The organism is Chryseobacterium ginsenosidimutans (genome assembly GCF_024807225.1).
Lineage (GTDB): Bacteria > Bacteroidota > Bacteroidia > Flavobacteriales > Weeksellaceae > Chryseobacterium > Chryseobacterium ginsenosidimutans.
The window spans coordinates 3869902-3892966 of sequence record NZ_JANUCO010000001.1 but is presented as its reverse complement, the minus strand read 5'-3'; the positions used below and the strand labels follow the sequence as shown (position 1 = coordinate 3892966).

At 30.1% G+C, this 23065-nt stretch carries 19 protein-coding genes and 2 tRNA genes; 6 read left to right on the top strand and 15 right to left on the bottom strand.

Features of this window, described 5'->3' with window-relative positions:
- Positions 1–156 precede the first annotated feature (156 nt).
- Together J3D55_RS18165 and J3D55_RS18160 are read left to right on the top strand one after the other, a co-directional pair.
- Positions 157–1665 carry a hypothetical protein gene (locus tag J3D55_RS18165; protein WP_259132884.1) on the top strand — a complete coding sequence of 503 codons (1509 nt, stop codon included), beginning with the start codon at positions 157–159 and terminating at the stop codon, positions 1663–1665.
- 461 nt (positions 1666–2126) lie between these two features.
- Positions 2127–2348 carry a hypothetical protein gene (locus J3D55_RS18160; RefSeq protein WP_259132883.1) on the top strand — a complete coding sequence of 74 codons (222 nt, stop codon included), beginning with the start codon at positions 2127–2129 and terminating at the stop codon, positions 2346–2348.
- Between the two features lie 133 nt (positions 2349–2481).
- Here the strand turns inward: J3D55_RS18160 and J3D55_RS18155 are convergent, their stop codons facing one another.
- From J3D55_RS18155 to J3D55_RS18110, 10 genes are all read right to left on the bottom strand, one after another.
- Positions 2482–2874 carry a hypothetical protein gene (locus tag J3D55_RS18155; RefSeq protein WP_259132882.1) on the bottom strand — a complete coding sequence of 131 codons (393 nt, stop codon included), beginning with the start codon at positions 2872–2874 and terminating at the stop codon, positions 2482–2484.
- The gene (locus J3D55_RS18150; RefSeq protein WP_259132881.1) at positions 2861–3988 is read right to left on the bottom strand and encodes a glycoside hydrolase family protein; all 1128 of its coding nucleotides are present in this window, start codon (positions 3986–3988) and stop codon (positions 2861–2863) included. The genes J3D55_RS18155 and J3D55_RS18150 overlap by 14 nt, the downstream gene beginning before the upstream one ends.
- A 70-nt stretch (positions 3989–4058) precedes the next feature.
- Entirely contained in the window at positions 4059–6449 is a 2391-nt protein-coding gene (locus tag J3D55_RS18145) for a DUF6443 domain-containing protein (protein ID WP_259132880.1), read from the bottom strand.
- 6 nt (positions 6450–6455) lie between these two features.
- The gene (locus J3D55_RS18140; RefSeq protein WP_259132879.1) at positions 6456–9923 is read right to left on the bottom strand and encodes a DUF5977 domain-containing protein; all 3468 of its coding nucleotides are present in this window, start codon (positions 9921–9923) and stop codon (positions 6456–6458) included.
- 2 nt (positions 9924–9925) lie between these two features.
- Complete coding sequence (locus tag J3D55_RS18135; protein ID WP_259132878.1) at positions 9926–11470, bottom strand: T9SS type A sorting domain-containing protein; 1545 nt, start codon at positions 11468–11470, stop codon at positions 9926–9928.
- Positions 11471–11874: 404 nt separating this feature from the next.
- Positions 11875–12195 carry a hypothetical protein gene (locus J3D55_RS18130; protein ID WP_259132877.1) on the bottom strand — a complete coding sequence of 107 codons (321 nt, stop codon included), beginning with the start codon at positions 12193–12195 and terminating at the stop codon, positions 11875–11877.
- A gap of 4 nt (positions 12196–12199) precedes the next feature.
- On the bottom strand, positions 12200–12730 hold the full coding sequence (locus J3D55_RS18125) for a hypothetical protein (RefSeq protein WP_259132876.1): 531 nt from the start codon (positions 12728–12730) through the stop codon (positions 12200–12202).
- A 4-nt stretch (positions 12731–12734) separates the two neighbouring features.
- A complete protein-coding gene (locus J3D55_RS18120) occupies positions 12735–13127 on the bottom strand; it encodes a hypothetical protein (RefSeq protein ID WP_259132875.1) in 393 nt (130 codons plus the stop codon).
- Between the two features lie 340 nt (positions 13128–13467).
- Positions 13468–15150, bottom strand: a complete 1683-nt coding sequence (locus J3D55_RS18115) for a DUF6035 family protein (protein ID WP_259132874.1) — start codon at positions 15148–15150, stop codon at positions 13468–13470.
- Complete coding sequence (locus J3D55_RS18110) at positions 15143–17764, bottom strand: KAP family P-loop NTPase fold protein (RefSeq protein ID WP_259132873.1); 2622 nt, start codon at positions 17762–17764, stop codon at positions 15143–15145. Before J3D55_RS18110 ends, J3D55_RS18115 begins: the two co-directional genes overlap by 8 nt.
- A 378-nt stretch (positions 17765–18142) precedes the next feature.
- On the opposite strand from J3D55_RS18110, the gene J3D55_RS18105 reads away from it, so the two are divergent.
- Genes J3D55_RS18105 through J3D55_RS18090 form a run of 4 tightly spaced genes read left to right on the top strand, consistent with a single transcriptional unit; the run spans position 18143 to position 20131 of the window.
- Positions 18143–18541 (top strand): antirestriction protein ArdA, encoded by a 399-nt coding sequence (locus J3D55_RS18105; protein WP_259132872.1) that lies wholly within the window; start codon positions 18143–18145, stop codon positions 18539–18541.
- Positions 18522–18686 (top strand): hypothetical protein, encoded by a 165-nt coding sequence (locus tag J3D55_RS18100; protein WP_259132871.1) that lies wholly within the window; start codon positions 18522–18524, stop codon positions 18684–18686. The genes J3D55_RS18105 and J3D55_RS18100 overlap by 20 nt, the downstream gene beginning before the upstream one ends.
- A 60-nt stretch (positions 18687–18746) precedes the next feature.
- Positions 18747–19340, top strand: a complete 594-nt coding sequence (locus J3D55_RS18095; protein ID WP_259132870.1) for a recombinase family protein — start codon at positions 18747–18749, stop codon at positions 19338–19340.
- A gap of 26 nt (positions 19341–19366) precedes the next feature.
- Positions 19367–20131 carry a hypothetical protein gene (locus J3D55_RS18090; protein ID WP_259132869.1) on the top strand — a complete coding sequence of 255 codons (765 nt, stop codon included), beginning with the start codon at positions 19367–19369 and terminating at the stop codon, positions 20129–20131.
- Between the two features lie 321 nt (positions 20132–20452).
- Here J3D55_RS18090 and J3D55_RS18085 read toward each other — a convergent pair whose 3' ends face one another.
- The 5 genes from J3D55_RS18085 to J3D55_RS18065 form a co-directional block, all read right to left on the bottom strand.
- Complete coding sequence (locus J3D55_RS18085; protein WP_374759510.1) at positions 20453–20992, bottom strand: tyrosine-type recombinase/integrase; 540 nt, start codon at positions 20990–20992, stop codon at positions 20453–20455.
- 65 nt (positions 20993–21057) lie between these two features.
- On the bottom strand, positions 21058–21816 hold the full coding sequence (locus tag J3D55_RS18080) for an IS5 family transposase (RefSeq protein WP_259127825.1): 759 nt from the start codon (positions 21814–21816) through the stop codon (positions 21058–21060).
- Between the two features lie 79 nt (positions 21817–21895).
- Positions 21896–22522 carry a phage integrase SAM-like domain-containing protein gene (locus J3D55_RS18075; protein ID WP_259132867.1) on the bottom strand — a complete coding sequence of 209 codons (627 nt, stop codon included), beginning with the start codon at positions 22520–22522 and terminating at the stop codon, positions 21896–21898.
- Between the two features lie 197 nt (positions 22523–22719).
- A tRNA-Phe gene (locus J3D55_RS18070) sits at positions 22720–22792 on the bottom strand.
- Between the two features lie 121 nt (positions 22793–22913).
- A tRNA-Phe gene (locus tag J3D55_RS18065) sits at positions 22914–22986 on the bottom strand.
- Positions 22987–23065: the final 79 nt, after the last annotated feature.

The following is a 23065-nucleotide window of genomic DNA, read 5'->3' as shown; positions in this document are numbered from 1 at the left end:
TTAATTAGTTACTTAGATATTCATTTTAAACATTTTGAAGAAGATGATAGAATAGACTTGTTTTTCTCAATTGATGATAGCTTTAAAATTAATGACTCTAATCTGCAGGATTTTTATTTGACGATTACTACTTCAGTAAATATCTTTCAGAACCAAGTGCAAATTAAAGATATTAATTTTGAAGACGTTTTTGCTAATGATTATTTAAGTGAGATAGAAATTGATGGGACTAATAAGAAGATAAATTTAGCTGATTTAAAAAAAATAAATATTACAGTAGATAATCCTCGTGATATTTTTACGAATGAACCTATCTATAAATTAAATATAGAAGGTGAGATTAAAGAATTTAATGAGATTTATTTTTTTAATCATGTATCAAAGAAATTTCATTTAAGAGATATAAATGATTTGAGGGGCTTGATAAGAAGTAATGGGGGAAACTTCATCTTAATTGACAATGAAGATATTTTTATTTATACTTTAGAAAATGAGCTTTTAAAATGTTTTAATAGAATACAAAAGAGAAAAGATTTATACGATAAAATTTTCAATACAGTTGATGTTTCTAGTCAAACAATCAATATTGAGATTTTGAAGCCCCTTTATCCTAATAATAAAAATTATAATTCTATAAAACACACATACGATAATTTTACTACAAGGATAAGTTTATTACAAAAACTTAAATCACATTACAAAATTACGACTGATATAGAAAGTAGAATTATCAACTGGCTGTCAAATCTAAATGAGCAAAGTATAGAGGGTAGTGATTTGCAGATATTTATGAGTCAAAAAGGTTTTGGTGTCCCTGATCTCCATAAAAGTATCCTTATGGTCCTTGATAAACATCTATTTATTTCCGATGATAGGATTACTTTTATAAAAGAAAAAGTCGAAGAGCTCCTATCTGAAAATGAAAATGAGGGTACAATTATCCTTTCAATTAAAAACCCTATAAATGATGAAAACGGATTAAAAAGATTACTTGAAAAATGTAATTTACTAGATCGCAAAATTGATTGGGAAAAAAATTTTGACAAATTATGTTCAGAAAAAAAAGTGTATAAAAAAATCGTTTTTGTCACGGATATTGCTCTTTCTGGTAGTCAAACTATCAAAGCTTTTAATTATTACAGGAAATCACATGATAGTAACGAATTATTAAGGGAATATAATAATGCTCAAATTAGTTCAAAGTCTCCCAAAAAAGAAAGATATTTTTTATTTGATGATATTGATAAAATATCAATATTTAATGATAATTTAAATAAGTGTGAATATATTGTTTTTGTTTCGTCAATTATGACTGAGTTATACAAAAAAAACATAAAAGAAAATTTAGCGGACACAAATGAAAAAATTGACTTCTTAACATATCCTAGTTTTGTTGGTGAAGAATTTAATTATGATGGAATAACCTATAGTAATAATCATAAAGAATTATTTGAAACTTTAGTCAAAGATATTGTTTTAATAAAAAAACTTTTTATTATAGATGAGGAAAATCAAATTAAATATGAAAAAGCTATTAACAAATTAGATAAAAATAATGTCGTTTTAAGAATTGGCTCATTACCAGCAAAACATATAAAATTATTCTCACTGCAACCAATAAAAGGTAAGCCGTTATTAGATTTTATACGTAATTGGAGTAATTAAAGTTCAGAATATCTGTTAAATAATATGTTTTCTTTTGACAAAAACAATTTAATTTAACGACAAAACCTGTCTATTAAAACAGATTTTTAATTTTCTTTATTGAAGCACTTTTTCAATACATGGATTTTGGGTTCCAAACCTCACACGAGGAAGTAGGCACAATCGATAACGCTAGAAAAAAGTAACAGAGATAAAAAAAGTAGATAATGTTAGAGCTTTGACGAAAGGAGTTATTTTCACTTTATTTTTCAGTGGGATAAAAACCAGAAATTCAAATTACAAAACTTTTAAAGAAGCTTTTCCGAATTTAGTTGAGGTAATAGAGCTATTTAAGGAAAAAAATAATGCTGATTTTTCCAAATTGCTACAAAATATTGAATCAGAATGTATCATTGATTTTGTAGCAAGGAAAATCGCCAAAGAATACCCAGAAATGCCTTTATTTTCAATTCATGACTCCGTTGTCTACAACAGAAAGATATGCTCATATTTTGGAGGATTTGATGCCTAAATACATCTTTGAGTATACAGGCTTAACATCTAAAATAGAAGAAGAAAAATGGAAGAAGCATGATTATCAAGTCGACTATAAAAAGAGAGTTGAATTACATCCTGAATGGTATACTTATAATGGTTTTAGTGTTATTTTCAAAAATAAACAACAAAATATAGTTTCAAGGTAAACTCTTTAAAAATACAATTTTAACCATCAAATTAAATTTTGACTATTTCAATTGAGTTTTAAAATGACAACGAGCAATCATTAAGATTGCTCGTTTAAAAAATATTGTTTGACAACAAATTACCAATGGCAGTTTAATCAGACTTTACAAAGTAATATCCTTTTTTTGTTATGTAATAATTTGTGTCTATACCTTTTCCTTTTGTATAAGAAAAATTTTGACTTTTTCTATCATAGTATTTTAATGTTAAAACAGTTCCCTGTAGGCTATACTTTCCTTTTAATACTTCTTCCTTATCTTTTTTTGTATTATAATCATTAAATACAAATGTGTTATCATTATAAAAAGTAATATTAAGACTAGCATTATGAGGGGTTATCCATTTTCCAATTATATTTGGTTGCTTTTGGTAATTATTCCCAACCTCAATTGTTTTTTTCTGGTCTGATAAAAAATCTTTATTTTGACAACCAAGCAAAACTATTGATGCTATTATAAAAATATTATTCATATTAATAAGTCCCATTTTTAAACAAATTTACTTCTTTTTTTCTTCGCCCAATAATTTCTACAGGTTTTTTATATCTAAGCATTAAGTCTCCATCATAGTTTCCTGAATTTAAGGATCTTAAAAAATTAGATCCTTTTAACCCTCCTTTTCCAGGCTTGCCAATTCCAACGTTGTAAGTGAAAGAAACTATTGCGTCATATTCATTTTGGCTTAATGGAACTCTAACTGCCCCCCTAATAGCTGGTTCATATTTTGTAGATAAATCTTGTTTGAATAATGTCATTGCTTCTTCTTTTGTATCAAACCAAGCCCAATTCCTAACATCGGTAGTAGTATATTTTCTATATCCAATGAGATGCCCAATACCAATAGTAGCAAATCCTTTAGAATCATTGTAGGGTCGCAACTTGACACCTTCATTAGCCATTAAAAAATTTAAACCTTGTTCACTCATTCTCAAACTATTAACTGATAATCTTCCTGAAGAAGTACTTGTAGAAGTAGCAGATTCTCCTGCAAGACTTAATGATTCTGCGGTTGGTCCATCATAAATTTTCATGTAGTTTTCAGGTAAAGATATAGCATCTCCTTCATTAATAGTAAAATCTCCACTTTCGTTCAAATACCCATTATTTAATAAAATATTTGATGAATCTTCAAGTGTTGTATGTAAATAAGTAGCTAGAGTAGATGCTGTATCTCCCGCATCTGCAATAAGCCTACCTAAATCATCTTTATGCCAATCGGGTGCCATTCCATCAGGATCAATAAAGTTAATAGGGTTACTAAACGCATAATTATATGGGCTGTGCCTTGTCATTTTCTCAGCTAAAGGATCTATTACTCCCCATCTTCCAATATCTGCCATGTAGAATCTAGCTCCGTAATCATACATCCCTGATTCCTGTATTTCCTTTCCGTTGTACTTATAGTCTTTGTATCCTCCTAAAATAGATTTTGTCCCACCAATATGGTTCATTCCAAAAGCATAATAGTTATTCGTATCTGTAATTTCAATGACTCCATAACTGTTTTTAGCATAACTTACTCTTGCATTTCCCAGATGATCTTTATACTGGTAAACATAGCGATTTTCTGAAAAGCTGTAAAAACCTTCTGCTGTTGGCACGAAGTCTAATAACCACCCTAATGATGTTGTAGGTGGATCAAGAAGAATAGGATCTTTAAAAGCTTCTTGTTCATAAGCTACGCTGGTTTCTACACCATAAACATGGTTGTACTGTTTCGGAAAAACTGTATTGGAAACCGTCTAAGTAATCAGTGTACTTATTTGTTGTAGACTGACCTCTTCCTCCTCCCGTTGTATAGGTTTTACGCAATTTTGTTCCGTCAGCTCCATATAAATAATATAAACTAAAATTAACATTTGTACCAGATAATGGATCAACTTGATTAATTGCAAAAGCATTGGGTAAACTTAAGTGATTATAAGTAATCAGTTCGATTCCTTTATCTTTCATATTCGTCATGCTACCATTAAGATCATAATTGATTACATTATTTCCACCTTCATAACCTGTACTATTTGGAACATTTTCAATGACTTTATCCAAACGGTTTCCTGTATATTTATATTCAAGATCGTCTACCATTGTAGCTGTCATTGAAAACACCTGTGGAGCAAACCTTTTTAAAGTCATTATGTTTCCATTCAGGTCGTATGTAAGCTTTTCGTCAAAATAGCTGGAATTCCCTGTAGTTGGTTCTTTGTAGAAAGCATTTTTAAGCCTATCTAAATTATCATACTCATAATTATACCTTTTTAAAATACCGTCTTGTGAATTTACCCAATCGACCTCTGCAATATTTCCATTAAATCGCCCTGGCACTATATTTGAAGATACAGGATTATTATATCTCATTTCGTATCCAAACAGTTTTCCGTTAAGATTCGCAGGATCATTAATCTTCGTCATCCAACCACGGATATTATAACTGTATGTAATATCCTGTAAAGGAATGGAAGGTGTAATTCCTCCAACTTTTTTATTGATAACTTGAGAAAGTTCATTGTATGTATTTTGAGTCAGATACTCGACATCATTATTGTCAACCTGATGCGTGTGAGTCAATAACCTGTTTTGACCATCATACATAAAGTTTTCCATAATCACTCTATCAATATCAGTATCTAATCTTTTATGAGTGGTTATCGTTTGCTGAACCTGTCCTGTAAAATCCAATTTAGAATCAATTTTTGTACGTCCTCCCAAATGATTAATAGAGTAAGAGCCAATTGCTCTTCCTTTTTTGTCGTAATAAATGTAATCCTTTGTCCAGTTATCATCTTCAATATTTTTAACCAAACTCATTACGGGAAGACCTTTGGTACTTAATCCATTGGCATCAGGATTATCGGTTAAAATCTCTGCGGTTTGAATAGTACTTGGAAAAGCGGGATTAAAACTATATTGAGGATAGATATCATAATAATTAACACTAAGAATAGTAGGGATTTCATTTACAAATGCTCCATCTGTATAATAAACTGTAATACCACTTCTTGTAAATCCTGCAGAACTTCTATCTTCAGTGACGATTAGATTTTCTATCTCTGCTTGTCTTCCTATTCTACTTCCTCCAGTTAAAACCCCAGTATAAGTAATTCTTCCCAATCGGTCATACTTAGTAACCAGCCATTGGTTTTGAACATTCAAATTAGCATCCTGCATCAGAATCAACCTGTTCGCTTTATCATACACCATATACTCCTTACCTTTACCAGGGAGTTTTTTTTCTACTAAACGTCCTTTATTGTCATATTTATACTGATAGCACAAATTATTTAGAGTAGTTTCATCAACTGCATTTGTTACTGATGCTAATGGGGGAATCACATACGCCAATTGACCATACTCGTCATAAACATAATATGTATCAGCATTTTCTGTAGAACTTAATACCTTTCTTAATAGTATAGATTGTCCTTCATTATTTTTAAATTCAATTGTTTTGTTTCCATCTTCATCAATGATAATATTTTTATACAATTGCCCCAATGTGAAATTCTGATTAATCTGAATGAAATAAGTAAACATCTTATTTACGGGATCCCATGTACTAACAATCTCATACTTCTTGACATTATCTTCTGCTAAATTTGCTTCGTAAACAAAATTAACGGGTTTAGTACTCCAACTACTTCCAACTTGTATTTGCTGTAATATTTTATCTTGTGGAGAATTTTCTAAAATCTTTTCTGAGTAAATTTTTTCTGTTCCATATAAATTAGGATTAGTTGCATTGTCTAAAGGACTTGTATAAATATTTCCATTTTGCGTTACTTGTTGTGGAACAGGGAGATAATCTTTTAATTGTCTGCCAAAATTATCATATTCAATATATGTTGCAACATCTCTTCCCAATGGAGATGCTTTTACATTTACAACCTGCTTAGGTCTTCCCAGTTCATCAAAATATTGGACGGACTGAATCTGTTTAGCTGTTGAGCTCGTAATAGTAACAGGTTCTAGATAAGTTCTGCTTTGTATATAGTTTTCAGCTGTTGTCTGGGCTAATGTGAGTCCAGATATAAGTAATGTACCGACAGGAAGAATTATTTTTTTCATAATTGTTTAGTTTACATTGTAATTAAAAGAGACATTGTATGTAGTTCCTGTAGAAGGGCTTCCACTTCCTAGCCATCTTAAAACCGTTTGTCCAGATCCTTGATAAATCGTAATCTGCCAGTTTCCTGAAGTTTTGGTAATTGTTGTAAGAGGTCGACATGGAGCTGGTATATTTCCAAATTGTATTACATCAGACCAATTCACACCTTGATTTGAAGTAATCACAAACTGTACTTGAGCATTAACAACGTTATTTACTTTTTGAAAAGGTGCGTACTGTACATTAATGAATAAGCTAGAAGCTTGTGCATTAAAATCACAGTAAGGATAATAGCAAGTCAAATTTGAATTAGCATAATTCTGCCCTTCATTCTCGGCTTGTTGATCTGCATCTGCTTGATCGATAATTGAAACATATTTACCCTCTGGAACAGAATAGGTTATAGAGCTTGAAATCATCCCTGTCGGGCAGTCATTTTTTGTAAAAGTCTTATTCACTGCTTTACTATAATACTTACTTGGAGCATAATGATACTTATATTCTTTCAATATATTTCCTTCACTATTCAAAATTCTCTCTAATCTATTTGAAGAATCATATTTGTAATTCTCTGTAATTCCTGCTGGTTTGATAATAGTCTTTACTCCTATCAAAGGATCATAGACATATGATGTAATTTCAAAATCTTTTAACTCTGTTTTACTTCTAAAATTGTTCAATTCAGAAATGAAATTATTTTCAGATAAATCATCCTTATCTAAATCTGATTTTTTGATAATATCTAATTGTAAGTATGAGTTAGGATCATTAGGATCTAAGTTGAAAGCCTGCATAATCTGCCCATAAGTCATTCCTTTAATTTCAATAATAGGTAAGCTTTGTTTATATCCATATAATTTTGTAATAGGAACCCCACTAATAGTTTTTGATTGTAATAAATTACCTACATTATCATAAAGTTGATACGCTATTTTTTCTTCAACCTCCGCAGATGAAGGAGTATTTAAAGTAAAAACTGAATTTAGTAATGATTTTCTTTGGCTACTTAATTGCAATAAATTACTAGACGAGCTATTTTTCATGTACTGATATTCTATAAGCGAAGATTTTCCTTTTGCATTAGTTTGAGCTTCAATAACAGGAGCCAATATATTGTTATCAACCATATATTTGTAGATTGAAAGTTTTCCTCCAACCTGATCTGTATCTGAAGGACAATTACCTGAAACACATGAAGTGTTTCTTATTAAATCCTGAGCATAATACGTTTTAGTAAGCATTTTTTTTCCTGTATATTGTGGATTATTTGAGGGATCCCAAGGATATGGAAGATACTGTGTGGTCTCTATTACTTGTGGATGCCAATATAATGCAGAAATATTATACTTCATGAATTTCTGAGAATCAAAAATTGCACTTGTACTACCTTGTACATTGGCATTGACAGGAAGAGTTTCTACTGTCCTTATTGATGATGGTAAATAAGGTAACACAGGCTGATATTGATAGAAGCCAAAATAATATGGCGCTGATCCACTCGGATTTGGTACATATTCTGATTTTGTGTAAATATAATATCTATCATCTGATACTTTACATGTTGTACAAGTATTTGATATTTCACTTATAGGATTAGCATTCTGTAAAAAATTGGTATATTTTATATATTGCGTTAAAATGGGTGCATTATTCGCATTATATTTCACAGATTTATATACTTTTCCTCTTTCATTACTTTTTGAAATTTTTAAGGGTAGTTTATTATTTAAAATTTGACTTAAATTTGTATTGGGATTACCTGAAAACTTTTTTGTAGCAATTGAATCTGGGTTGGTAATTATATCAGTAAAGTAATATTCATTTTTTTCTTTACCCGTAATTTCTTCTGTAACTTTACTATATTGTACATCAACTGTACTCGATGAAGAAATTCCTGAAGAAATTCCATTATCACCATTATAATTGTACTTCTTTATCAATGGTATAGCATTAAAATTACTATAAGTTCTAATTTCTTTTATTCTTTCACCTGAGACAGAAACAGGAGGGTTTTGATTAACTATTGCTTCAGATTCATTATATCCAAGATAAGTAGTATACACTTTTGAAGCGTTATGTCCTTCATAAATAAATTCATCCCATCCTTTTGTCGGATAAGTAATTTTTTTGAGTAGCCCTCCCGTATTACTACTTCCAAGATAGTCATAGTAGTCGAATCCATATAATTCATCATTAATAGTAAATGCGTTTAAATAGGTATAATCACCTTTTATAAGATAACTAAAATCGATTTTTTTTATAGTTTTATTATTTCTTTTTAATTCTATTTTTTTTAAAAATGGTTTTGTATTCGTACTACTTAGTTGAGTATACGAAAAATTTAATGTTCCAACGTCAGATACTTTAATAGAGTCAAGTATTGCAAATTTGGTATAAGAATTATTAGTTGTGGTTGTGTTAGTCCAAGCGGTAGTTCCGCCAGTATCAGTATATGTTGAGCCACTTACTCCTCCTAAAAATGTATTATTATTTAATAATATAGTGTTTGACGGGATGTTATTATTAGAATTATAATTAGCATTTATATATACTCCACCATTTGTAAAAGAATCTAAAATTGATTTATTACTGTTCTTATAAAAAAAATCGATAATTTTATTATTGGCTAATTTTATTTTTTTCAGATAAAGGGTAGAAAGATAATTCACATGTTTATTCGTGAAAAATTGCTCAGTAGTAACAAATGTTCCATTATCATAATATCTATAGTAGTCATATTTGGTTTTAAAAAAATTAACGTCAGTTGAGTTATAATCTCCTCCAAAGAAAAATTGATTCCCTTTACTATCTTTAATTATGATTTCTGGAAATTCGTTAATTGGAGAAAACACATCGTGACATTTACTACCATTATAAGCAATTTGGAAAACATCATTTCCTGAGTTTACTAAAAAATTCCCAACGTTATCATATACAAAATAACCTTTGTTACCCATGAAATCAAAATAAAATGTATTTGGTTCGTAAGTTGTTAGGTTTGAATTTGGATTTTCTAAAATCTGTTTTTTTGAAACTGTACTTGTAGTTTGTGGTATTAAACAGTTATCATATTGTGCTGAAAAGAAACCATCTGGGCTCCAATGAGACATTTGGGGAGATCTTACATTTTGAAGACTTGTATTTGAAATTACTATTTTTCCAGTAGAATTCAAATTCCAGTTTGTTCCTACAATTGTAGTTTCATTTTTTTGAGCTTCAGCTATAAGTCTTTCCTGCAAATATTCTAATGAAGCTGAGAATGAATAACCAGGTAAACTAATATCATATAATGGTATATTTAATTCAACTTTTCCTATGTTATTTGAATTTGATGTCTTTACCTTCTTCTGTAGTATATTATCTTCAAGTGTCTGACTCTTGAACACAGAAGAAATAACTAATAATAAAACAATAATTAATTTTATTTTTTTCATAACTATTTCTTAATCAATTTAGCATTTGCAGTTTTATTCGTATCCGTTTTAATAACAATCAAATAAGCCCCCTGAATCAAATTCTGAGTATTCATTTTGGTCACTTTATTCTTGGTTTTCAGGCTCTGTAACTGTCTTCCTCCCATATCATACATCACAATTTCAGCTTCCTTGAAATCAAAACCGATTTCTACATATGCATAATCTGATACAGGATTCGGATAAATCTTGATATCTTGTTTTTCAATTAACTGATCGATTTGTTTGTCTCCAAGTTTTACAATCTTCCAGTTTTCTTTTCCTAATTCCTCCGCGCTCGTTCCTGCCAAAATAATTGAACCATCTCTATTGAGTTTAATATCAGACAATCTTTCCTCTTTCTTTCTGGATTCTCCTTTTACATGTTTTCTCCATTGTTCATTACCGTTGTAATCCAAGTACAGCATCCAGAAAGTCTCATCATCATTTTCAATTCTGCCTTCAGCCTGAGTATAACCCCCTAGTAAAATGCCTTTCGAAGATTTATCATCGGAAGAATGCAAAACACTCATTCCCATTAAAACATCTCTGTTTTTGAAATTGTAAGATTTTTGCCATATCTCTTCACCTATTTCATTCAAAGAAATCAACCAAAGATCTGTTCCTTCTTCAATTCCGACAGATTTGTTTCCTGATCTTTCAGACCTTGATTCTCCTCCAATTAAATATCCTGTAGATGTTAAAGAAAGTGTTCTTAAATGGTCATCTCCTTTTCCTCCGAAATTCTTTTCCCATTCTACCTTTCCGTCTTTTGAAAGTTTAATGATCCAGTAATCACCTTCTCCGAAGTTTTCTGTTTTCTTTGATCCTCCTGCATTGCTTCTGGAATAAGCTCCTAGTAAAGCACCGCCATCTTTCGTTGGAATCATTTTTTCCACTTCGTCCAGACCTTTACCTCCTAAAACTAATTGGGATAATTCTTTTCCGTTTTTATCTAGTCTTACAACCAAAACATCTTTAGAACCATAACTTTTTGAAGAGTTTTGAATATTACCTGCTACAAAGAATCCTAAATCTGTAGTCTGAATCACTGCTCTTGCTTCTTCATCAGAAGTTCCACCAATGGTTTTTTGCCAAAGTTCATCTCCAAATTCATTAATTCTGATCAGCCAAATATCAGATCCACCTTTGGAATCTTCTTTTTTGTCTAAAGATTTTCCTGAATAAGAAGTTCCAACAAGAGCAAAACCTCCTTCTTGCGTTGCAACTGCTTCTGAAAGGAAATCATGATTTTGTCCTGAAAAATATTTCCCCCAGACTTCTTCTCCTTGTTGGTTTAATTTAATCAAATGAAAATCGTAGCCATTATTTTGCTTATTTTCAGAAGATTGTTGTTTTGAAGGTTGGATTGAGCTTCCAGTGATTAAGTATTGCCCGTCAATGGTTGTGGTAACTTGGCTCAGAAAATCCTGTGTATTGGATTTAATATCTTTTTGCCAAACAACTTCTTGAGCAGATATACTAACGACAGCGCATAAGAATAATGCACTAGTGTAGAGTTTTCTCATACCTTGTGTTTATTTGAGTTATTATTAATTTTATTTAAAAAGCTTTGCAAAAATATCTATTTTACATCACGTTAAGAAGATTTATGAATCAGATTTAATGTGAATATTATCATCTTTTTATGTTTTTTATCTGTTCTAAATTAGATTATGACAAAGATATTCCTGCAAAGCGACAAAATATGTCGTATAATATTTATAGATGTGAATATTTATACGTAGGTTGAAAAGTGTTTAAACTTCTTCTTTTTTGAAATGATTTTTCATCCTGTTTGCCATGATTTTTAATCCAAGCATACAGTAATAAGCACTTCCTGTGTACAGCATCAAGAAAAATAGAATTTCATTTCAAATGCTGTACTGTTTGTATTCAAATGGAGGTATGCAACTTCTTTGAAATTGTAGTATTATTTTGAGTTATTAAAAGGGTTTTTCCCCTCGCGCATAAAAATTGTTCCCATTTTTTGATATTGGATTGGTTGCTGTTTAACGCATACTGTGAAAACCCCACTTCCAAAACCATTTTGTGCTCGGATAATAATTACATCCTTTTCATCAACTCCATTGTCGATAGCTACAAACTTTTTGAGACGATTGTTCTTAATTGGTTCTTTGAAGTCTTTCGGTAAATCACACTCTTTAGCGGTTTGTGATTCTTTCGGTTTTTCTTCCTGTGCGAAATAAAACGTTGGTACTGCTAACAGTAAAGTAAAGATTAATTTTTTCATGTATTTAAAATTTTAAGATTATTCCAATTCGATTTTCATCATATATTTTAAGAATGTTTGCTCGTTCGGATATGTGAACGAAACAAGGCTTTTGAGAATTGTATTGAGAAAAATTCCCACCTTCAACTTTGACAACAATTTTTAAGATTCCGTCACCCTGCTTTTGAGATTTTACAATAACATAAGTTCCCGAATATGCGGAGTAGGGGTAAATTGTAATTTCAAATCTGTCTTTGTAAACCTCTGCTGTCGCAATCTGAATAGGTTTAAAAGTTATTTCATTGGTAAATTTGATTTTACTGTAATTGAAGACAAGTTTTTGTGTCAATGGATTTCCCCTTTGATTTCTGACTTGCTCGTTAAGGTTTCGGTTTTCTTCTTCGGCTCTTCTTTCCTTTTTGCTTAAAAAATATCCAAATGCAATAAACGAAAGTAAGCCGACAATTCCCCAATTGATTTCAAGTTCGCCCCTAACATTGCTTGAACAAGATACTGTAAAGACCGCCAAAAAAGAGAATGTAAATAATCGGCTCATATTATTAGCTGTTTCCTCGTAAACGTTCAATTGTGCCTGAAAATTCTGAACTACTGATATTACCGTAGTTTTGAAACACTTCAAACAAAATATTGTAATCCTCCAATCTTCTGTGTTGGATCGAACCGAGTAACTCATGACCCATTATAATAAAATAGTCTCGTTGATTCGGATTTAGGCTTCTTAAATCAATTTTTAGTAAATGTTGCTCATAATTTGACATGGCAACATTGGTCAATTCAAATATCGAAAGATACTTAGTAAGGATTTTTTGTTGATTTAATCTTTTTGTTGAATCTATCGCATTGTCGGAAATTGTTTTTACGACTGTTAACATTGCCAATTTTTGCCTTTTGTTAAGACTTCTTACGGTGTCTGTGGAAAATAAAATACTCATTTCTATTAAATTTTATGCTTGATTTTGAGCAATAAAAAAAGTGTGAGGAATTCACACTTCGTCAGAAAAGGTATTTGGCGTAACCCTACAAACAAAAGCAGAATCCCCACACCATAGGGTGGGTATCCACTATTTGCCTTTGTTTGTATTTTAAAATCGCCAAATTTTATTCTGCCAAAGCAAATAAGTCAACACTTATTTTATCGTCGATGTCTTCTAAAATAGCTTATTAGCTTTTTAGATAAATTTTTCTATATCAATAATTAAACCGTTTTAAATGTTTATAGTTTGCAAAAGTGCTAAAAAAATCAATATCATTTGATTGATTTTGAATTTTTCTTTAGAATGGATTGTCAAAATCTTTTTCAGGTTTCACTAATTCAGGATACAATTCTCTAAAAATCCATTTAAAGCTGTGGTCTGTTTTTTCAGGGTTAATAAAATATTGATTTAGCTTATTTTGAAAAGTTTTTTTTCTATCAAGTAAAATTAGTTTATCATATAATCCATAATGCTTGAAAGCTACTTCTATGTACTCCCAATATTTCGCATTTGAATTTAGAACCATATTGGCGAATTTTATCCATTCATCTTTCTTAAAAGCATACCCAATAATCTTACCTTGCTTTGCAGATTCAATTATTCTTATTATTTTTTTGAACTGAAATAAATATCCTCTGAAAGTAGAATTGTCAAATTGTTTAGAATAGTGAGAGAGCATAATAATATTTTCAGCTACTTCTGGGGAATCTTTATAAAATTCAAATAAGTGCTTTTCGTCTCTGTCATTGATTTTATATCCACGTTTAATAATGAGTTCAAATATTAAGTCTTTGTTTTTTAAATCTTTTCTTTTGAAAAGAATATCTATTACTGTATCTCCTTTTTGGTCTACGATATTAATGTCGTAATCAAAATCATAATTTTCAAAAATAAACTTCAAGAAATTGAAACTTTCATTATCTGCTAGTTTTAGCCAACGTTGAAGTGCAAATTTAGAATTAATGGATAATTTTTCATTTAATTGGTTAAGTTCTTCATAATCAAAATCGAAAAGTTTATTTTTTATTAAGCTGAAATTTTTTAATACGCTATTCTTGGCTTCATTAATTTCACTACAGATAGCGTCAACTTTCCACTGAGTTTGTTGTAGCCGTCTCTTTTTTTCTTCTTCATTTTTTCGCTTCTGTTCTTCAATCCGATTCTTTCTTTGAACTTCTGCAATTAGAGCTTTTTGTTGTCCAAAATCATAGAGAAATACCTCATTATTAGCATTGTCAAAATGTAGGCAATCTAATCCTATCCTAACAGTATTCCATCTATCATAAAATTCATTTATGGATGATAAATGAGTCGACTTATATTTACATTCAAGATAGAGACTATCTGAACTTTCATCGAATTTAAAATAATTTTGATGGGTTGATAGATATTTGATGTCCTTTGCCATTTGGGAAGTACCTTCTAATATGTTTAAATCGTCTAATACCCATATTAAATAAATTCCCTTTTTTTTGTAAAAATCATATCTACTTAAAATATATTTCTGAGAAAGTTGTGAAAGTTGAATCTCAAAAACAATTTTTTTATCTAAAAACTCACAATAAACGTCGGGTCTTCTTTTGTCGTAACCATCATAAATAAAATGGTCATCTACTCTTACATTTTTAACATCTTTTGTTGTTAAAAGCTTTTCACCGATAGAATTTTTCAAATAAATATGTCTTTCCGACTCTTTAGCGTGGCTAATTTGAGAAAAAATATCTTTTTCTTCTTGCGTAAGGCTTTCTTTTAAAATACAAGGTATTTCCGAATCAGTATGTTTAAAATGAATATTGTGATATTTACTTGAAGAAATGATTAATTTCTCGCCACATTCAACACAATAAGGCTGAATCTCCTTGCGGTTGTATTGTGTTCTATACTCAAAGCCAACTTGTCTATCATTGAAAATTTCGTTAGCATTTAAATATTTTCCTGTGATTTCGTCTTTGGCAAATTTTATACTTCTTGAATTAGTCATAACTTCTTATTGAGTTTTCAAGTTTTTGTTTCATAGCACCATAAGCGAAATTAAAATCAATAAATTCTTTTTTTATTTCTACTTTTTTTGCAAAATCTAAAAATTCAGTAATAAATTCGGAAGGATATTCATAAAGTTTTTGTTTCAGTTTATTTGATTCAAGGTAATCTATGAGTCCTTGAATTGTTCCGAATAATTCTATTGGTGACTTATTGGAAATTCCTACCTTAAAATTATTTTTCTCTTCTCCATAAAAATCTTGAGGCACTACAATATGTACTAGAAAATCATCTAAAAGTGATGGAATGATTTCAAATGAAAATTTTTCTTTATTAGGCTCAATAACCTTAGTGTATCCACTATAGCTGTTTGGAGTTGCTTTAATCCAATCTTTTACAAAACATAGTCTATAACAATCCCAGAAAATATCATCAATAGATTCTATTTGTTTACTATTAATGTCAAAACAAAAAATTAGATATTCTATAATTTCTTCTTTTGTAAATGGCATTTTAAGAGAATTGCTTGACCCATAATAATTATATATGAATTTTAAAAAGTCGGGTTCAAAATCATAATATTTCTTTTCTTGATAGAATATTGATTTTAAAAATATTTTTAATTCATTTTTGTCACTATAATTAAATGTCGAAACAATTTTATTATTATAATTGTCAATAATGCTATAAAGAAACTTATTGTCTACACCCAAATACCTTTGTCTACCATCAGAATCCAGATTAGCAATATAAAATAGAATTTTCACTAAATTCTCATATTGACCTCTGGTAGATAGATCTTCAAAAACATTCAATTTGTAAATAAATAACATTAAAGCGACCAACCTGTCCTCTGATTTTGCTTTATCCACAATTTCTGTCATTGTTTTGAGGTCAGAAATGAGGAAAGCTAAGAAATCTTCCTTTAAAAAGTTTGTATTATCAATTTCATCATTAAAATATTTGTAATAGTTTTGACCGTAAGCTAAAGACAGCGATGTAGTATTTCCATTTCTATAATTGTCTTTGAAAATTCTGTCGCAGATAATTCCGATAGTATCAATTTCATAACGCTCATAGATTCCTATTCTTTCAATTTCTTCTTTTAGTACTGATTTGTTAAATGATTTGCCGAGAGACAAGGATAAGCTCTTTTTATCACTCGCTTTTTCTCTCAATTTATAATTATTGAACTTTTCTTGTCCACTATAGCTATCGTTTCCTCGATTATCAATAAATTGTTGTTTATCAAATAGTAATCTATAAACGTCATAATATGAGTATTTCAAAAGTTTGACTAACATAAAATCTTTCAAATCAACCTCATTTTCTATTCCTTCTATACTTATTCGAAGCTCATTTAAATATCTTTTGGCATTTCTGATATTTTTAATAGAAGCAAAAACATTTCCTTGGTAGTAATCTAAGTGTAAGTTAATATCAGAAAATGCTTCATTTATCTCATTCTGCTTTGTTGGCAGAAATTCTATAAATTTTACTTTAATGTATTTATTAATGTCTTTTTGTGTTATCGGAGCCAATGGAAATTCTTTCAAAAATATTTTTTCACAATATTTTTCAGGATTTGGGATTTGATTATTTTTAAGTGCTTCATTAATATATTCTTTGTCATATCCTACAATGTAGTTGAAAACATCAAATGATGCGGTGTTTCTTATTAATTTTAGAACTTCAAATACCTCATTAGGCTGTAGTCTGTCTAAATCATCAAAAAAAACAATAACCTTTTTATTCAACATATTTAAAAGCTTGTTTAGACTATCAAAATCGTCCGAAAGACTATTTTCGGGCAATAAATTAACGGCATTTAAAAGAGTTTCAGTAGTAGTATTTTTGTTTACTGATAAAACGTTACTTGCGTATTTTTTTAGTTCTTTAGAAATGTCAAAACTGTGAGGTGCGATTTCTTTTTCAACGGTATTAAAAAAGTCTTGAATAATTGATTTGACTGAAATATTAAGCCAACTATTAAATTGTACGATTATAAATCTTTTGTCTTCCTTTAAATTTTCTTCAATTAAATTCATGAATGAAGACTTTCCATCACCCCATTTACCTACAATTCCAATAGCAATTGAACTTTTTGATTTGTTATTTTTTACCAATCTGGCAATTTGAATTGCTTTTGTTTTCCTTCCTAAAATATCATTATCACTTTTGTCAATTGGGTTATCATCATAAAATTTATCATTTTGATTATTATTAGTTGGCTTTGGTAAAGCAAGTGTTAAAGCAACAGGAATTAAACAAATGATATATATAAAGTCAAAATATTTTAGAACGTCAAAATGTTTGAAGGGAATCAATGAGTCACAATAATTTAATCTAATTATTGTATAAGCAATGATGCCAATGACTGGATAAATCAGTTTTTCGGATTTTACAAAAAATCCTTTTTTTATTTTCAATATAGTCCAGATTATAGAGAAGATAAAAAGCAAAATAATAATACCGTCCATCAATATTGAATTGTCTGCTTTTACTAAAAATTTATCAACAATAAATTCTTGATAGTTTGAAATTAGAAAATGGTTAAAGGCGACAAAAAAAATTAATAATATGATTAAGGTCTTGTGCTTTTCGATATACTTCATCTGATGCTTTTTACAAATATATTTATAAATCTCAATAATATCTATCAATAGAGAAGGTATCTAAACAAAAACACACCACCATAGGGCAAGTTTTTGATAGTACCCCCACCTTTGGAAAGTCGGCTAAAAGTTTTCAGGCGGTCTAAAAACTTCAATACTTTTTTTGAACATTTTTAGACTACAATCCAAAGTTAGAACAGGTTTGAGAGAATTTTCTACGGATTCAAAATATTTTTGCTATTTCATTGAATATCACCCTATTTTTATAACATTTGGCACAGTTTTCGAGTAATAAAAACCAACAAAAAACCCCGTCAATACTGAGAATATTGAACGGGGATGTGTAAAATTTTAACGTGTAATTAAAACTTATCTACAATGACAAAGTTACAAAATTGTTTGGAGGACTTCCAAATCTATGTTGGTACTTACAGTAAGTACAATTCAGGGATTATTTATGGCTCATGGTTGAAACTATCAGATTATTCAGATTATGACAAGCTTTTAGAAGCTATGCAGGAACTTCACCAAGACGAAGAGGAACCCGAATTTATGTATCAGGACTACGAATGCAGTCAGTTCTTTATCAAACAAAAGCTAATCAGCGAATGCTATCTTTCGACAGACATTTACGAAATAGCCGAACAAATCAATAGTTCAGATTATGATTTCGAGGTTATAGAAGCCTATGCAGAGTGCATGAGTTATTATCACGAGGACGTAAGTGACCTATTAGAGAGTCTTTCAGATTCTTATTATGGCGAGTACAGTTTCTGACGAGGATTTTGCACAGACTACTTTAGAGCAGGAAGGTTCAATTCCTGAAAATTTGCCCTCTTACATTTACATTGATTGGGAAGCAACCGCAAGGCATTTAATGTATGATTACATGAGTTCTAACGGCTATTATTTCAAAAATTAATTACAATAAAAATCTTTGCACCTTGCTCAAATGCAGGGTGCTTTATAATAATTTGCAATTATGAAAGCAAGATATATAAGAGTTTCAACAGGAGCGCAAAACACGGCAAGACAGGAAGAAAAACAGGCGCAGGGCGAAAAGGTTTTTATTGATATTGTTAGCGGTTCTAAACCTTTTAAGGACAGAGAACAGGGAAAGGAACTGATAAAAGCAATTGAAAATAATGAGATTAATTACGTTTCGGTAAGTTCTATTGATAGGCTCGGAAGAAACCTTTATGACATTCTTACGACTCTGGAGTTTTTCAAAGAAAAGAGCGTTATTCTCAAAGTGGATAATCTTGGGATAGAAAGCTTGATTAAGGGCAAAGAAAATCAAGCTTTTAAACTTATTATTTCTGTAATGGCTAATATAGCCGAAATGGAGCGAGAAACCATTTTAGAACGTCAACGAGAGGGTATTGCACTTGCAAAGGCTAAAGGTATCTACAAAGGGCGTGAGAAAGGTTCTACTGAAAGTATTGAAGACTTTCTATTCAAGTATAAAGAGGTTATTAAGAACTTAAAGAAAGGAAATTCTATCAGAGATACAGCTAAAATCTGTTCAGTCAGCATCGGAACTGTTCAGAAAGTCAAAAATGCAATTTCTGTCTAATTATTATTTTTGCAAAAAATAATTAAATGGAATTTTATCAGCATTATAGTGAATTTTTAGGAAAACACAATATTTATAAAACTCTAACTACCACTAAACGCTTTCTCTATATTGAAGCGGGAGTGTTGGTTTTACTATTAATACTTGCATTTGTAGGAATGGTCTCTTTCATACAATATACTGTAACCGAGAGGCATCCATTATCCGAAGCATATTTCAAATGGCATTTTATTTTGATGATTGGTTCTTTAATTTCATTATATCTTTATATAGCTGTTGAAAGAAGAAGGCAATTTCTTGATGTCAAAGAGCAAGTTGGATACTTCAAGCAAAATATGCTTGGTGTAATTTTATTTGGTATAAATTGGGATTCAATAGTTTTAAAATACCATTGGTTTGATAAACTCTACGGCAATTATGAAGATTTAGACACGAAGAAATTAGAATTTTTTAAAAGTCAAAATGATAAAGAATTGGCAAATAGTGTTATGCCCAAATTTCCAATTAATTTATCTAATATAGTTTCGATAAGCTCACCCATGATTTCTGCGTTGAGTTTTGTTTTATTAACGGTTGGTATAAAAGGAAAAGAACAAAATATATTGATTATTTTAATATTATTGCTTATTAGCCCTGTCTTTTTTGCAGTTATTATGTTCATCAGAGATAATTTCAATGAAAAAAAGAATGATTACAAAAATACACAAAACTACTCTTTAGCATTAGATTATGTTTTAGAGAAGCGAAAAATAAATTCTACGGTTCAAGATGAAGAAGAAACTATTTTTTAAATAAACAATAGTAAGGGTAGACCACCCCAAGAAAATGAAATTATCACTATCGACACATCTGAAAGTAGCTGAAAAGCTACTATTTTAAGGAAGATTAAAATATAGTCCTTTTAAAATTCTATATGGTTAAAATGGTACTTTATTTAGTTACTTGTTGATTTTTGAAAATATTAAAATTTCACAATTTTTAGCTATATGGATAATCTATGAAAAGAGTCTGATTTGTGCGATTGCAATAGTCAGGCTCTTAAAATATCTATATGAATATTGTTGTTATTTCATTTTTTAGATAAAATAATGGTTTATTAATAAGACAGGATTTTATTTTTTCCATGCAGAATGCAAACTATCAGCCACCATTTCACGGGAAAACTGAACATATTTTTTAAAAGACTTGTAATCCTTATGACCTGTTATTTTTCGGATAAATTCTTCATTCATGCCGTTAATTAGGGAATTTGTAATAAAGAATACTCGCCCGTAATGCATTGTTAAGTAATCGTGGGCATTTTTTTCTACTGTAATTTCGCTACTTCCTGAATATTTTACAAATCGTATTTTATCATCAAAGCCAATTGCTTCAAAAAGTTTTTTGATTTCTCTATTGCAGAATTGATTAGTGGGTACTTTTAGTCTACCATAACATTCTGTGTGATTTTTGATTATCTCTTTTGGTACATCCAATAATGGAATTTCGAGCATTTCTTTTGCTTTCTTAATGTGTAAGCGTAAGAAATCTTCTGTAACATCTTCTGGTCTCATATTCTGAATGTCAACAAACCTCAAACCAGTGTACGAACTAAAAATGAAAATATCTCTAACGATATTGCTGTAAGCATTCTCGAAATCTGTTGTTCTCAACTTTTCTACGATTTCTGGAGTAAGTTTTATTTTTTCAGAATCCTCTTTAAAAACTAAGAGCCTGTTTAAATTTTATTAAGTAATAATTTTATAGCGGATAATTTGACCATATTTTCGGAAGTTTCCATTAGGAGTTCATAATTTCTGCATAGCCTTCTATCATTATCAAACCATGAAAAAGTACGTTCAACAATCCATCTTTTATGGAGTGGCTCAAATCCTTTTTCTTTTTTGTCACTCCGCATAACGATTTGAATGATATAGCCTAATTTAGTTTTTATTTCCTCAATAATACCCCCTCTGTAACCTCCGTCCGCTAAGATTACCTGAAGCGGAATTAGTAAATATCGCAATGTTTTCATCAGCAATAATGCCGCTTTACTGTCATGAATATTGGCTACACTTACCATTACGGCTAACAAAAACCCGTTTTTATCTACCACGACGTGTCTTTTGATTCCTTTTACTTTTTTGGCTCCGTCAAAGCCATTGAGTGAACGGTTATTTCCCCAACGAACACTCTGGCTGTCCATAATTCCTAAACTTGCCTGCGATTTCTGGCCTCTATCCCGACGTACTTTCTCTCTTAATTTTGATAATAATAAATCGAAAATCTCCAGATTTGACCATTTTGAATAATAGTAATAAACCAATTGCCATTTTGGAAAATCATGAGGCAAAAGTCTCCATTGGCAGCCTGTTTTTACCAAATAATTAATAGCATTCCAAATGATAATCAAATCATATTTTCGTTTTCTGTCATCAAAATCTAATGCTTTTTTTATAAATTGCCACTGAGTTTGGGTTAAGTCTGTTGGATACATTGAAGTTTTTTGTTTTGCAACTCTAAAATGACAATTTTTATTCAACTTCTTACCCTTACTCTTTTTTTTTATTAATTTTTTAAACAGGCTCTAAGAATTTTTTAAATTCCATATTATTATGAAATCTTCTTTCTCCTGCCCAATTCATGAATGTTTTGAGTATTGTTGTATATTTTCCAATGGTAGAGTTATAAAAGTTTTTTTCAAAAAAATATGCAAGCAGTTCATCATGAAAATTAAGGTTGATATTTTCAAATGATAAATTAAATTTTGTTTCATCTGAAAATGCTTGAAGGTGATTTTTACACGTTTTATATGTCTTTACTGTATTTTCAGATTTTTCCTGTCTTCTAACTTCTATAAATTCATCAAAAACAGCTAGGAGACCTTTTTTCTTAGGTGCTGTTATATTAGCAGGTGTAATTTTGTGCTCAAACTCTTTTTCTAAAATTTCTTTAGATAGGGGTTGCTCCTTTAATAAATACTCCCTTTCAATCTCTTTTAAGATTTTGACAGTGTTTTCGATTTTGAGATTTTTAGTTGCTGATTCAGGAGCGAGTTGTCTCACTTTTGTCCCCGTCCATTGTGAGGGTTTTACTTTTACCCCTGTGGAGCGTTTTAGTCTCTGACCTTTTAAGGTTGCTGAAACATATACCATTGTTTCGGTTGTCTTTGTAGGCTCTTTTAAAAAAAATGCAATGTTCATAGTTCTATTTTTTGTTTCAAAATTAGTCTGTGATACAATCGAAAATCTTTTTAAATTGTCCTCAGGGACAACATAGGGACAAAAAAGGACTAAATTTGATGAAACAATATTAAACATCACTAAAACAAAAATCCCTTCTAAACATTGTTTAAAAGGGATATTTTTGATTGTTTAAGTTGATTTACGTTCAACTTTTGTGGTTTCTCCAGGAATCGAACCAGGGACACATGGATTTTCAATCCATTGCTCTACCAACTGAGCTAAGAAACCATTTAATTTTTGCTTCTTTTTTGAAGTGGTGCAAAAGTAATAATAATTATTAGATCTTGCAAATTTTATTTTGAAACAATTTTGAAAAGAAAACCACCTTTTTACAGGTAGTTTTTCTAAGTGGTTTCTCCAGGAATCGAACCAGGGACACATGGATTTTCAATCCATTGCTCTACCAACTGAGCTAAGAAACCATTCTTTTTACTTCGTTGTTTTAAAGTGATGCAAAAGTAGTAAGTTTTGGTATATGAAGCAAGTATTAATAATACTTTT

Coding starts and splice junctions, on each gene's coding strand:
- J3D55_RS18105 (WP_259132872.1), top strand. CDS start 18,143: ATGACAAAGTTACAAAATTGTTTGGAGGACTTCCAAATCTATGTTGGT.
- J3D55_RS18125 (WP_259132876.1), bottom strand. CDS start 12,730: ATGAGCCGATTATTTACATTCTCTTTTTTGGCGGTCTTTACAGTATCT.
- J3D55_RS18115 (WP_259132874.1), bottom strand. CDS start 15,150: ATGACTAATTCAAGAAGTATAAAATTTGCCAAAGACGAAATCACAGGA.
- J3D55_RS18140 (WP_259132879.1), bottom strand. CDS start 9,923: ATGAAAAAAATAAAATTAATTATTGTTTTATTATTAGTTATTTCTTCT.
- J3D55_RS18155 (WP_259132882.1), bottom strand. CDS start 2,874: ATGGGACTTATTAATATGAATAATATTTTTATAATAGCATCAATAGTT.
- J3D55_RS18095 (WP_259132870.1), top strand. CDS start 18,747: ATGAAAGCAAGATATATAAGAGTTTCAACAGGAGCGCAAAACACGGCA.
- J3D55_RS18110 (WP_259132873.1), bottom strand. CDS start 17,764: ATGAAGTATATCGAAAAGCACAAGACCTTAATCATATTATTAATTTTT.
- J3D55_RS18145 (WP_259132880.1), bottom strand. CDS start 6,449: ATGAAAAAAATAATTCTTCCTGTCGGTACATTACTTATATCTGGACTC.
- J3D55_RS18090 (WP_259132869.1), top strand. CDS start 19,367: ATGGAATTTTATCAGCATTATAGTGAATTTTTAGGAAAACACAATATT.
- J3D55_RS18135 (WP_259132878.1), bottom strand. CDS start 11,470: ATGAGAAAACTCTACACTAGTGCATTATTCTTATGCGCTGTCGTTAGT.
- J3D55_RS18100 (WP_259132871.1), top strand. CDS start 18,522: ATGGCGAGTACAGTTTCTGACGAGGATTTTGCACAGACTACTTTAGAG.
- J3D55_RS18080 (WP_259127825.1), bottom strand. CDS start 21,816: ATGTATCCAACAGACTTAACCCAAACTCAGTGGCAATTTATAAAAAAA.
- J3D55_RS18120 (WP_259132875.1), bottom strand. CDS start 13,127: ATGAGTATTTTATTTTCCACAGACACCGTAAGAAGTCTTAACAAAAGG.
- J3D55_RS18075 (WP_259132867.1), bottom strand. CDS start 22,522: ATGAACATTGCATTTTTTTTAAAAGAGCCTACAAAGACAACCGAAACA.
- J3D55_RS18130 (WP_259132877.1), bottom strand. CDS start 12,195: ATGAAAAAATTAATCTTTACTTTACTGTTAGCAGTACCAACGTTTTAT.